This is a genomic window from Sulfurimonas lacustris (assembly GCF_059705355.1).
On the sequence record NZ_AP046125.1, the window covers coordinates 226,463 to 238,816 of the forward strand.

The window sequence follows — 12,354 nt, forward strand, 5'->3', positions numbered from 1 at the left end:
AACAATAAAACAAGGGGTTAGGGAATGAAAAGGATAAAAATAAGCACAGCAGTAGCAACTGCTGTTTTGCTCTTGACAACTACAGTGTCGGCTGAAGATGCAAAACCAAAGAGAACGTTAAAGCCAAATATGAATGAGGTTTACAACACGCTTCCTACGAGTGTTGACAACTTTGCAGACGCTTTTACAAAAGGAATGGTTTATGGGCATTTGAGAACCAACGTTTTTCGTTGGGATTGGGATTCGCCAGACAACGCTACAAATGCGGACAATAAAGCATTTGGCGTAGGCGGTAGCATCATCTATAAAACAGCACCGCTTTATGGCATCAGCGCAACAGCAGGTCTTTACTACTCCAATAGCCCTTTTTCAGGGCTTAGAGAAGATAACGCGGATGTTGGTTTTGTAAAATCTGGAAAAGATACCTTTAGCCGTTACGATGTTAAAGCAGAGGGTGATTGGGAGATGGTTGTTTTAGCACAATCGTATCTTCAGTATGACGTTGCAAAAACATCGCTCAAATACGGTCGCCAGTTCTTTGAGTCGGCTCTGACAGCATCCAATGATACAAAGATGATTCCAAATGCTTTTGAGGGTTTTAGCGTAGAATCAAAAGATTTGCCAAAAACAACACTTAAAGCTGCTTTTTTTACAGCACAAAAATTGCGTGACCATACAACATTTCATGATGTAATCACATTTAAAGATAGTTCAGGCGATAGCTGGAATGCAAATGACGACTCAGGAGCACACAAAGGACTAAGTTACAATAACTTTAAAAATGCAGGCGAAGATACAGAGCATGATTTGGTTGTTGCCGCTCTAAGCAACGCATCCATAGAAAATCTCAAACTTGACTTGACTTATACGGCAGTTCCCGATGTTGTCTCTTCTGCTATTGCAGAGATTAACTACAAGATAAATCTTGGAGGCGGCTATACGCTTACCCCTGGTTTTCGCTATATGGAACAGTTTGATAACGGAGGCGGAGAAATCGGAGGGGCAAGCTTAAGCGGTAACCTCGGAAGAGATAAAAATCCATCGACACTCCTTGGTTATAAAGATAGATATACACTCGATGGCTCTGCATGGATGGCTCGCCTCGTTCTTGGTCAAGGTCCACTTACTCTCTTAGTGGGCTATTCTGATGTAGCAGATGAGGCGGACTTGGTTGCTCCATGGAGAGGTTTTCCGACAGGCGGATACACTCGTGCGATGGCACAGCTCAACTGGGTAGCAAATACGCAGAGTACGATGCTTGAGGCAAAATATGATTTTGGCAAAGCCAATATCCTTAAAGGGTTTAAAACGTTGGCTCGTTATGTCGTGCAGGATTTTGATGAAGCAAAACAGAGTGCAGGAGCGATTGCGGATAACAAGATGATCCATATCGACCTTGTACAGCAGCTGACACCACAGCTTGATGCGAGAGTGCGTTTTGGAAATGTCAATGCCGATAACAGAGTGGTTGATGGCAGCGATAAAGACTCTTATAGCGAATATCGCTTCGAGATTAACTATCTCTTTTAAGTAAAACAGCACTCCCTTTTGGGGTGCTTTGATTTTTATAAAAAACTCTAACAAAGGGTATTTTGCAAGATGGTTCTTCCTTATTTTTGCCATCTTGAAGATACTCTTTTTGAGAGAGCGAATGGATTTTTGCTATGAGAAAGATACTTCTCTCTATCGTGTTTGGTTGTGTGTCTCTTTTTGGAGTCGAATGGGTAAGTTATGAGAGGGCGTTGGAGCTGCAAAAGCAGAGTTTCAAGCCTATAATGGTTGAAGTTGTAAGATCGGATTGCCGCTACTGCATCGCTATGCAAAGAGATGTGTTTGAAGATAAAGAGATGTCCAAATGGATTGCAGAGCGTTTTATCGCTGTAAAGATAAATCTCGATAAAGAGAAATTACCTCTGGATGTAAGTGTGAGTATGACACCCTCATTTTACTTTTTAGGTAAAGAGCGTGCGATTTTAAAATCTATTCCAGGTTCTTGGAGCATAAGTGATTTCAAGGATTTGACTAAAAATATAAAGGGGCACTAGAGTGAAAAAATACATAATGATTTTTCTGATTTTAGCCTCTTTTGTAAGGGCAGATACTGTTTTTGCAGAGCCAAAACCAACTATTTTGGAGCCAAGAAAGATACTCTTCTCTATCAAGAGTGCCGATAAAGAAGAGATAAGTCACGTACTGAGTGCAGCAAACAATGTTCTGAAATTTTATGGTCCAGAAAATGTAAAAATGCGTATCGTAGCCTACTACCATGGCATCAAAGTGCTTCTAAAGAGTGAAGTTGAGACGGCAAAAAGAGTAAGTGCGCTGATGCAGCTTGATGTGGAGTTTGTGGCATGTGGCAACACAATGCATACAAAAAATATCAAAGAAGAGGCGTTGATCGAGGATGTAGAGATTGTGACGGCTGGAATCGTTGAGATGACAGAGCGGGTAAAAGAGGGCTGGATTTATATAGCTCCCTAAAAAGATAAAGGATGAAAATGAAAAAGATTTTAGCAGTAGCAGTTGCGCTTTTGATGAGTGCAACACTTTGGGCAAAGGGCGATTTGCATCTTTTTGATGTAGAGAACAAAAACGGCGCAATCACGCCGCAAACGATTGAAGCGGCGTTAGTTGCCAATGGCTTTGGAGTTGGCGTCAATAGTGAGATGAACAAACCCTTTACCATACAGTTTCAAAAAACTGACTATAAGGTCTTCACGCTTTTGACAGTTTTCCATGAGAAGCTCTCTTTTGAACTTGTCAAAAAATATCCGCAAATGGGTATCTTTATCCCTATGGAGATAGGAATTTACCAGAACAAAAAAGAGGACACACTTCATGTAAGCGTTGTGACAGCTGAGGCGTTAGAGAGGATTTTGGGTGTCAAAGACCCACTCTTTAAAGAGCTTGAGAAGGAAGTTTTGGCTTCTTTGAAAAAAGCACTTCCAAAAGCAAAACAGAGCAACAGCAAAGAGCCACTCAAAGTAGAGGGTGCGCTTATAACGCAGTATGAACTAGAAGTTGGCGAAGAGGATGCACAAGAGATGTTTGAAAATGTCCTCTTAGGGCTTAACAACGGTCTGAGTCTCTATGGTTTTGTCATTCCAAGCAAGCTTGATGTCAAAGAGCGTCTTAAAGATTCTACGTACGATATCTACCAAACATACTCTATTTGTAAGCTCCCTGTTATCTATACGGTTGCGCTTACAAACCCGGAAGCTGCGGCATTTGCGCCATGTAGCATAGCGATGTATAAGAAAAAAGGGGAGAACAAAATCGTCTTAGCGTTCCCCTCTGTTTACAACTGGCTCAGTAGCGCAAATGTAACTACAAAAGAGGCAAAAGAGGTACTTCTCAAAGCACAAGAACAACTTGAATCTGTCCTAGCAGAGATAGTAGAATAGACTACAGGGCTCTTTTAGAGCCTTGCGCAAACACTCTATGATTTTTTGTTATAAGAACTTTTTATGAGTAAGTAAGAGACGACAAATAATTTCATAGCTAATAAAAAGAGAAGCCTCAAGATATGAGGCGAAAATCCGCAGGAGCTATGAATAGCTTCAAGGGTTTTTAACGAAGTAGATTGTGGCTTCTCTTTTTACCCAAAGGGCAACATTTCAAAGGCTTATCTTCTGCGTTGAACTTTACTTAACGATATTCATATCGCCAAGCAAAGTTCGCCTTGAATCTAAACCTTTGAAATGTTGTTAGCTATGAAATTATTTGTCGTCTCTTACTTATATCCTCCCCATTAGAAAATTTATTTAAGCAAAAAAACAGTAAAATCATTGAAGTACAAAGAAAAGGGTAAAAAATGGCAGTTGGAAAAAAGATAACGATTCTTATCGTTGCCATATCGTTCGTGTTGCTTCTAGGGGGATTTTTTGTTTTAAACTACTTTAAGTCGCAGATTACAGATAACACTTATAAAACGATTCAAGCGTCACTCACTTCAAAAATCCAAGATAGAATGAGTGCAAAATTTGATGTAGGTGTGACAAACGCAATCGCAATCGCAAACGATTCAAACATCGCAGATGCGCTTATGCAGGGCGATAGAACAGTTGCGATTGCTTCGATTGAGAAGATTAGCCAAAAGTATAAAAATGAGACAAACTTCAAAAATATCAAGATTCACATCCACGACAAAGAGGTAAAGTCATTTTTAAGAGCGTGGAATCCTGAAAAATTCGGGGATGACCTTAAGAGTTTCCGCCATACTATCAACAAAGTAAAAGAGCAAAAAAAGGCGATGCATGCCATAGAAGTAGGGCAAGCTGGACTTACCATCAGAGGAATCGCTCCGGTGCTCAAAGATGGTGTGTATGTCGGTTCGCTAGAGTTTATGCAAGCTTTTGAGTCAGTTGTCAAGCAGTTTCATGGCGAAAAAGAGAATCTTTTAGTCCTTATGGATCAAAAACTTGTGCATCTTGCAAAGTTGGCAGATACAAGCAAAAGCGTCGGTGGATATATTTTGAGCCAAAAAACAGTCGATGATAAGTTTTTTGCAGGTGCGAAAAATATAGCAGTGGATAAACTTTTGGCACAGGGGTATCTGCTTGATGAGAACTATTTTTACTCGTTTGCGGAGATAAAAGATTTTGAGGGCAAGGCTATCGGTCTTTACCTCTTAGGTGCAAACAGAAGCGAAGTGGACGCTACTATCAACCAAGCAAGCAGTATGATAAACAGCGCACTCGCTCTTATCGTTATGTTGATTGTTGTTCTGACTGCTTCTATCCTTTTGGCCATGAAAAAAGTGCTTCTTACCCCTTTAGAAACATTTGAAAAAGGGCTTTTAGAGTTCTTCAGATACCTGAACAAAGAGACATCACAAGCAAAACTTATCGACATCAAAGGGGATGACGAGATAGCGCTTATGTCCAAAATAGTAGATGAAAATATCATCAAAACGCGTCAAAATATAGAGAGCGACAAGATGATGATTGAGGGTGTCAAGCGCGTTGTTATCGCTATAGACAAAGGACATCTCAACCAACATGTTGAGTGCAATACAAATAATGAAGCACTTGAAGAACTTAAGATAAATATAAACAGAATGCTTCTCTCTCTACAGCAAAACATCTGCCGTGACTTAAACGAACTTGTAGCAACGATGAGCACTTTTGAAAAGTCAGATTTTACTATAAGAATCTCCAACGATAACGGCAAGGTAGCGCAAGCGCTCAACAGCGTTGGCGATACTATCGCGCATATGCTACGTGAGTCAAGCGGCAATGCAAACCAACTCTCCGAAAAGTCTCTCCTTCTTAAAGAGAAGATGCAGTTTTTAAACAGCGAGTCTGCAAAACAGGCACGAAGACTTCAAGAGCTTACTCGTGTTATGGAAGATACAAACAACGCTATTGTTGAAGTTTCCCAAAAAACAAAGCAAGTTGCCGCACAATCCTCCGATATCAAACATGTTGTCAGTGTCATCTCTGACATCGCTGACCAAACCAATCTCTTAGCACTCAACGCTGCCATCGAAGCAGCACGCGCAGGAGAGCATGGGCGTGGTTTTGCCGTTGTTGCCGATGAGGTGCGCAAACTTGCAGAAAACACGCAAAGAAGTCTTCATGAGATTAATGTCAGCATAGAGACACTCTCACAAGCAGTTCTTGAGATAGGCGAGGATATGCAAGCAAGAGTGAGCGATATCAACAACGCAACAGACGCTATCGTCGAAATCGACAAAACAACATCAAGCAATGCACGCTATGTCAACGAGATAGAGGTTATCGCAGTAGAACTAGATACAATGTCACAACAAACACTCCAAGAGGTCAACTCGAAGAAGTTTTAGTCAAAGAGCCCTTTTTCAAGGGCTTTGACTTTATAGCTTTTTCTATGCACTTCGCAGTAGCCGTGCTTCTTTATCATCTGCACATGAAGCGCGGTTCCATACCCCTTATGTTTTTCAAACCCATACTCTGGGTATCTTTTGGCAAGTTCCATGATATCTCTATCATGCGTTACCTTAGCAAGAATGGAAGCAGCACTTACCTCTGGCACTTTTCCATCAGCCTTTATCATCGTCGTAAGCCCACGTACACCAAAGTTGGAATTCCCATCAAAAAGATACTCCACAGAGGGAAGATTTTTCATAATCTCTTCAAGCCCTCTTTTAAGACAAAGCGATATCCCATCCTCATCTATCTCTTTGGCAGAAAACTTCACTATATGGTAGGTCGCATTTTGAACTATTTGCCCATAGAGAAGCTCTCTTTTTTTAGGCGTGAGCTTTTTGGAGTCATCAAGCCCCTCTACATGTTTGTGCAAAACACACCCAGCCATCACCAAATCCCCTGCAAGCGGTCCACGCCCAGCTTCATCTATGCCGCAAAATTTATACATCGGATAAAATTTTTAACTCCTTTGGAAGAGAGACTTCAAAAAGTGCGCCGCCGTCTTTGTTGTACGCTCGGATTTCTCCTCTATGCTCTTCAACTATTTTATGAGCCACATTGAGACCTATTCCTATGCCACCCTCTGATTTGGAACTTTGAAAAGGCTCGAAAATGTAAGGGAGTAGTGTTTCTTGTATGCCGCCGCCGTTATCGTGAAAGCTTATCACAATATGATTGGTAGTTTCATGAAGTGTGATGTTTAGGAGTTTTTGTTCTATATTATCTTTTGTCTTGAGTGCATCAATGGCATTGTTTATTATAATGATAAAAACCTGTTCGATTCGCTGTTTTTGGATATCTGCTAAAAAAGAGTATTTTTGCTTCTCCATTCCAATGGTAAAAGGCTCGTTTTGGAGCGAGATACTTGCAGTTTTGTTTGCGCTAAGAGTAAGTGCCGTGATAAGAGAAGCATAAATGTTGCTTTTGATGGGCAACTCTTTAGCGTGTGAAGCCATCTCCCGCATAGATTCGATAATGCTTGCTATCCTGTTAATCCCATCCAAAATGGTCTTGCTATCTTTTTGGAGGTAATTTTTGAGGCTTATGGTATCATCCAAAGAGTTGATATCATCTTGCATTAGTTCCATGTTTACTTTGATGTAGGTAAGAGGAGTGTTGATTTCATGAGTGATGCCTGCCGCCATTTTACCGATGATAAGAAACTTCTCTTTAAGGAGCTTCTCTTTTTCTTTCTCTTTACGCAACTTTTTATTTTTTTCCAGCTCCTCTTCAATTCGTTTTTGAAGCAGTTTCTCTTGTGCTTTTCTTTTTCTCTCAACCTCTCTTTGAAGTAAAATGCGCTCTTTATAACGGATAAGGATTTTTGCAACTCTATCAAGCGAGAGCGGTTTAAAAAGATAACCGTCGATTCCTATATCAACAGCCGCTTCCGTAATCTCTTTTTCAAAATGAGAAGTGATAAGTAAAATTGGGATTTTTTCATCGATTTGCTTGATTTTTTTGGACATCTCTAAACCATCCATAAGCGGCATCGTCAAGTCCGTTATAATGATATCCGGTTTGTATTTTTGATATTTGAGAAAACCTTTATAGCCGTTTTTTGCTATATAAGTGTTTTTAAAGATACCCGAATGTAAAAAATCGCCAATTTCATGTCGCACCTCTTTATCGTCTTCGACAAAAAGTATGGAGATATCTTGTTTACTTTTCAAGCAAAGCTTTTATCTTGCTTCCAAGTATGTCAAGCGAAGGAAACGGTTTCATAATATAGTCGGTTGCACCATGTTTATGGGCATTGAGTACTTTATCGAGCGTGGAGTAGGCTGTCATCATAAGCACTTTGCTTTTTGGATTTTTTTCCAAAAGTTTTGGCAAAAGATCTAAACCGCTCATTTGAGGCATCATGATATCAAGTAAAATCAAGTTTGTATCTTTTGGAAGAGAGTCAAAAGCAGTAATAGGGTTACTAAAAATGCTCACTTTATAGTTATTGCGTGAAAGATATCGTTCTAACGCAGAGAGTATCTCGGTTTCATCATCAATAATAACGATGTGCTTTGGCTTTGTCTCTTTTATCATTTTTTGCTCCCTTGTGTAAATAGCTCTTTTGCGGCAACATGCATCACTTGTTCTGCTTTTTCGTTAACGAGATTTTCAAGATACTTAAAAACTTCATGGCTTGCATTTTCTATATTATGGATACGCTTTTGGATAATATCTTTTGAACAGAGGGCTTTTTCGGTACCGCACTCTTTCGCAAGGAGATTGGCTTGTTCGTGGATGATGGCATGAGGAGCATCAAGTTTTGCATAAGATGGCATCTGTGCAAAGTTCTCTTTGCCTATCCCGCTACTATACCATTTGCCTAAACGGCACTCCGTATGCGTTGTGTTTTTAAACTCATTCTTCTCTCCAAAGATAAGCGCATAGACGTTGTGTTTGTAGATAACATGGTCTATTTTTGCTAAAGCGGCAAATATTTTGTCGCTGATATGCTCTACTTCAAATTGGCTTCTGGACGCATTGGCCTCAAACTGCTTTATTTTAAAATGCAGTGCTTCTATTTTTTTCTTTGTCTCTATGGCGATTTTATCGACAGCATGAGTGTTTTCTTGCGCATCACTTGTCTCTTGGAGCATGCTTTTAACGACAATAGAGATATCTTTTGTAGCAGCTTGCGTTTTTTCGGCAAGTTTTCTTACCTCGTCCGCAACAACAGCAAATCCACGCCCATGCTCACCTGCACGAGCAGCCTCAATGGCAGCATTGAGTGCAAGCAGATTTGTCTGGTCGGCAATATCTTCAATGAGTGTGATAACACTTGAAATCTCATTGCTGCGCCCATGAAGCAAATCCATTCCTGTAATATTGTCTTGTGTATTTTGGCTTAGTATATCCATGGCATGTGTAGATTCTTGGACCAAAAGAAGTCCCTCTTTTGACTCTTGTGCAGTTTGAATGGACTCTTTTTTCATATTTTGGAGCTCTTCAAGCATCTGGGAAAATGTTTTTTGTGTGTCCACTAAAGCTTCAGAAATCGAGTTTTGATGCATAGAGAGAACATCGCTTTCTCGTGTATCACGCATATCTGTTTTTGTGATTCTATAAAGAGTAGCAGGAAAAATTTTAGATTTTTGGTAAGAGACTTTGGCACTACAACTGTTGAGTGTGATGGAGTGAGTGTTTTTTTGCAGTTCTGTATAGAGTTCATGCGGAGATTTTACTTGTGATATGGCACGTTCATTTTGAAAAAGAGGAGAGCCTTTTGTATCTAGTACGATAAGCATCTCATCTTGCGAAAAAGATGCTATCTCCTTGTAAAATGCAACTTCATCTCGAAGTGTAGCAATTTGGCTCTCAAGTTCTTTAATTTTGTCTGTATCTGCTTTTTTTGAGAAAAACATATTTTTACACTCCTTGATGATTCTTTGATACAATTATCCGACACTATAATTACACAACAGTTACATCAATCCCCCAGCGCCCAAATATCAAAAGGAACCATCTCTACATGCGAGAGCGGATGGCTCATGCTTCCCTCTGTACTCATTGTAACAACAGTCACTTTTTTTATCTGGTAGGTAAACAAAAACGCTTCGATGTTTTCCATCTTTTTAAAGAGTGTTCTCTCATCCGCAAAGGGCATTCCCAAGATAATCTCGTCATGAGAAGGCAGATAAAAATCAATCCCATCATCATAAAACGCCTCTTTGCCTGATTTTAAAAGCTCCAGATAGATCATATTTTCAAAGAGTTTGCTAAATTGCTTCTCTATAGTAAGTGCAGATTTTAAAGAGATGTCACAAAGATAGACCTTTCTTACAGCCTTTGGGTGGTTCACTTTAAGAAGCTGATGGATATACCCTTTTGCGCTGAGTGCATCAAAAGCAGCGTAGAGTTTATCTTTGGAGATTTTTTGTGTCTGTTTGAGCCGCTCATAGATAGAGTAGGGCGATATTTTTTGCGCCATCATTTTTGTGCAGAAGATGAGAATGTCAAGTTCGATGCCACTTAGCGCATTTTTGAGCATTTTTTGCAGGTAGAGCGCACGCTCATCGGCACTGATTTTATGCATAGAGGGAAACCCTCCAAGCTTGAAAAAGTGGTTGAGTGCAGTGGAGTCGTATTTGTGCTCATATGACAAAAACTCCTCATAATCCAGCGGATAGAGCTTGAGTGTTGTCAAAAAGTCCAGTTCATAATGCGTTTCACAACAGAGGATAAGTTGCGCGACATGGATGCTCTTTATCTCTGGGGTGTAATTATCAAGAACAACTGTCTGGATGGCATTTTTTGTGCAAAAATGGGTAAGTGCTTCACTTAGCCCCTCTTTGTTTATGCGCAAATCATTACAGTCCACATAGAGGTAACTGCTTTTTTTGAGACCCAAAAGGTAGTTTTTAACAACTTTTGTCTTTCCGCTTTGCGTGATACCATTGATTTGATAGCTTTTCTCATCTAAAAAGAGTTTTCTAAAGTGGAACTTCTCCAAACTGATATCGGTTTTATATAACTCTTCAAGTAAAATTTCCATGTGGTAATTTTATCATTTCCTTATTAAAAGGAAATAAATTTAGATAAATTTCAAATTTAATCCCCTAAATCCTTGAATAATGAAGTGAGTTTGGATACAATTCCGCTCCCTTAATATAGTTAGGCTTGACCTGACGAGTTCTTTAGAAGGAAAAACATGGAAAAAATTCGTTTAAAATTGAAAGCTTACGATCATCGCGTTCTTGATAGATCTGTAGCGTCAATCGTAGAGGCTGTTAAGCGTACAGGTGCTGCAATTCGTGGTCCGATACCTTTACCAACAAAGATTCGTAAATATACAGTTATCAAATCTCCACACGTTAACAAAAGTTCTCGTGAGCAGTTTGAGATCCGTATGCATGCTAGAGTTATCGACATCGTATCGGCTACGCCTGAGACTGTTGACTCTTTAATGAAGCTCGATCTTGCACCAGAAGTGGACGTTGAAGTTCGCTCTATGGATAAGTAGGAGGTCATCGTGGAATATATTGTTGAAAAAATCGGTATGAGCCGTACTATCACAGTACCAAGTAAACCAGTTACTCTTTTAAGAGTTCTTGATGCGAAAGTATGTGAAGTGAACGAAGGTGTCGCAATTGTAGCTTACAATAGCGGTAAGAAAATGAATAAATCAATTGAAGGTCAGCAAAAGAAATATAGTATTTCTTCTGAATTCAACAAATTTGTTACATTAGAAGTAGCAAACACTGAAGCTGGCGATTTGGATTTCACTCCACTTGCAGAAGCTAAAGTTGTTAAAGCTACGTTCAATACAAAAGGTCGCGGTTTTACTGGTGCAATGAAGCGCTGGAATTTCGGTGGCGGTCCTGCAGAACACGGTCACAGATTTGGTCGTAGAACAGGTTCAATTGGTCAAAAAGAGTGGCCAGGTCGTGTTATGAAGGGCAAGAAAATGCCTGGACAATATGGAAATACACAAAATAGCGTGAAGAATGAGATTTTATCTTTTGATGCTGAAAACAAAATCGTTGCGGTTGTTGGTTCGGTATCTGGAGCAAATGGTTCTTTGGGTCGTATAAAGGTAGCTAAATAATGAGCGCAATAGTTCTAAATGAAAAAATGGAAAAAGCTTCTGAGTTAGCTTTACCAGAGAGTTTTTCTGGTATTAATCCTCATAACCTATATCTCTATGTAAAGTCTGCGCAAGCAGCTATGAGAGCAAACACTGCAACTGCAAAAACGCGTGCAGAGGTAAGAGGAGGCGGTAGAAAGCCTTGGGCTCAAAAAGGTGGCGGTCGTGGTCGTGCTGGTTCAAGACGTGATCCGTCATTCGTTGGTGGTGGTAAAGCGTGGGGTCCAAAAAACAACCGTAACTATGACCTGAAAGTAAATAAGAAGCAAAAGAAACTTGCTCTTAACTTTGCTTTAAATGAGCATGCACAAAATGGTAGTCTATTCATCGTTGATAGCATTGAAATCGCATCTGGTAAAACAAAAGATGCTGCAGCAATGTTTAAAGCACTTAACCAAAGAGATACTCTTTTTGTTAAGACTGTTTTAGATGAACAAACTTATTTAGCATTTCAAAACATCGCAAGCACTTACGTGATTGAAGAGAATGAATTGAATGCTTACCTAGCTGCAAACTATCGTTCACTTGTGATCGAAAAAGCGGTATGGGAAAATCTTGTAGGGGAGGCTAAGTAAATGGCAGATATTACAGATATCAAATCTATACTCTATACAGAGAAAACTTTAGGTATGCAAGAGGATGGAATCATCGTTGTGCAAACTTCTCCTCGTATGAGTAAAACTGGTCTCAAAGAGGTTTTTCGTGAGTATTTTGGAATTATTCCAACAAGAATTAACTCACTAAATCAAGACGGAAAAATTAAAAAATTCCGTGGTGTTGCTGGTAAGCAAAATGACTTCAAAAAGTTTTATGTGAAGCTACCAGAAGGCGCACAAATAGAAAGTTTGGCGGTATAAT

Annotated in this window: 13 protein-coding genes and 3 pseudogenes; 10 read left to right on the forward strand and 6 right to left on the reverse strand. The window is 39.7% G+C overall.

The genetic code is table 11. From position 1 onward, the window contains the following. Positions 1-24: 24 nt before the first annotated feature. The 6 genes and pseudogenes from AC6H4V_RS01185 to AC6H4V_RS01210 form a co-directional block, all read left to right on the forward strand. Positions 25-1,530: an OprD family outer membrane porin gene (locus AC6H4V_RS01185; RefSeq protein ID WP_497607166.1), complete on the forward strand. Its 1,506-nt coding sequence runs from the start codon at positions 25-27 to the stop codon at positions 1,528-1,530. A 134-nt stretch (positions 1,531-1,664) separates the two neighbouring features. Beyond that, entirely contained in the window at positions 1,665-2,045 is a 381-nt protein-coding gene (locus AC6H4V_RS01190) for a thioredoxin family protein (RefSeq protein ID WP_497607167.1), read from the forward strand. A 1-nt stretch (position 2,046) separates the two neighbouring features. Continuing rightward, positions 2,047-2,481 (forward strand): DsrE family protein, encoded by a 435-nt coding sequence (locus AC6H4V_RS01195; RefSeq protein ID WP_497607168.1) that lies wholly within the window; start codon positions 2,047-2,049, stop codon positions 2,479-2,481. Positions 2,482-2,498: 17 nt separating this feature from the next. Next, on the forward strand, positions 2,499-3,404 hold the full coding sequence (locus tag AC6H4V_RS01200; RefSeq protein ID WP_497607169.1) for a DUF302 domain-containing protein: 906 nt from the start codon (positions 2,499-2,501) through the stop codon (positions 3,402-3,404). Positions 3,405-3,814: 410 nt separating this feature from the next. Then, a pseudogene (locus AC6H4V_RS01205) lies at positions 3,815-4,372 on the forward strand (cache domain-containing protein); the annotation flags it as partial. A 1,023-nt stretch (positions 4,373-5,395) separates the two neighbouring features. Then, positions 5,396-5,806: pseudogene (locus tag AC6H4V_RS01210) on the forward strand (methyl-accepting chemotaxis protein); the annotation flags it as partial. Here AC6H4V_RS01210 and rnhB read toward each other — a convergent pair. The 6 genes and pseudogenes from rnhB to AC6H4V_RS01240 form a co-directional block, all read right to left on the reverse strand. Beyond that, entirely contained in the window at positions 5,803-6,357 is a 555-nt protein-coding gene (gene rnhB / locus AC6H4V_RS01215; protein WP_497607170.1) for a ribonuclease HII, read from the reverse strand. The pseudogene AC6H4V_RS01210 and the gene rnhB overlap by 4 nt on opposite strands. Beyond that, the gene (locus tag AC6H4V_RS01220; RefSeq protein ID WP_497607171.1) at positions 6,350-7,582 is read right to left on the reverse strand and encodes a response regulator; all 1,233 of its coding nucleotides are present in this window, start codon (positions 7,580-7,582) and stop codon (positions 6,350-6,352) included. The genes rnhB and AC6H4V_RS01220 overlap by 8 nt, the downstream gene beginning before the upstream one ends. Continuing rightward, complete coding sequence (locus tag AC6H4V_RS01225) at positions 7,572-7,949, reverse strand: response regulator (protein WP_497607172.1); 378 nt, start codon at positions 7,947-7,949, stop codon at positions 7,572-7,574. The genes AC6H4V_RS01220 and AC6H4V_RS01225 overlap by 11 nt, the downstream gene beginning before the upstream one ends. Further along, on the reverse strand, positions 7,946-8,434 hold the full coding sequence (locus tag AC6H4V_RS01230) for a CZB domain-containing protein (RefSeq protein ID WP_497607895.1): 489 nt from the start codon (positions 8,432-8,434) through the stop codon (positions 7,946-7,948). The genes AC6H4V_RS01225 and AC6H4V_RS01230 overlap by 4 nt, the downstream gene beginning before the upstream one ends. Then, positions 8,417-9,274, reverse strand: a pseudogene (locus tag AC6H4V_RS01235) (methyl-accepting chemotaxis protein); the annotation flags it as partial. The gene AC6H4V_RS01230 and the pseudogene AC6H4V_RS01235, both read right to left, overlap by 18 nt. A gap of 65 nt (positions 9,275-9,339) precedes the next feature. Next, the gene (locus AC6H4V_RS01240; RefSeq protein ID WP_497607173.1) at positions 9,340-10,404 is read right to left on the reverse strand and encodes an ATP-binding protein; all 1,065 of its coding nucleotides are present in this window, start codon (positions 10,402-10,404) and stop codon (positions 9,340-9,342) included. Between the two features lie 156 nt (positions 10,405-10,560). Between AC6H4V_RS01240 and rpsJ the strand changes: the two genes are divergently transcribed. The 4 genes from rpsJ to AC6H4V_RS01260 are packed head-to-tail and all read left to right on the forward strand — an operon-like array spanning position 10,561 to position 12,353. Further along, positions 10,561-10,872, forward strand: a complete 312-nt coding sequence (gene rpsJ, locus AC6H4V_RS01245) for a 30S ribosomal protein S10 (RefSeq protein ID WP_299858863.1) — start codon at positions 10,561-10,563, stop codon at positions 10,870-10,872. 9 nt (positions 10,873-10,881) lie between these two features. After that, entirely contained in the window at positions 10,882-11,457 is a 576-nt protein-coding gene (gene rplC, locus AC6H4V_RS01250) for a 50S ribosomal protein L3 (protein ID WP_497607174.1), read from the forward strand. Next, positions 11,457-12,071 (forward strand): 50S ribosomal protein L4, encoded by a 615-nt coding sequence (gene rplD / locus AC6H4V_RS01255; RefSeq protein ID WP_497607175.1) that lies wholly within the window; start codon positions 11,457-11,459, stop codon positions 12,069-12,071. Before rplC ends, rplD begins: the two co-directional genes overlap by 1 nt. Further along, positions 12,072-12,353, forward strand: coding sequence for a 50S ribosomal protein L23 (locus AC6H4V_RS01260; protein ID WP_299858860.1), 282 nt, complete (start codon positions 12,072-12,074; stop codon positions 12,351-12,353). Position 12,354: the final 1 nt, after the last annotated feature.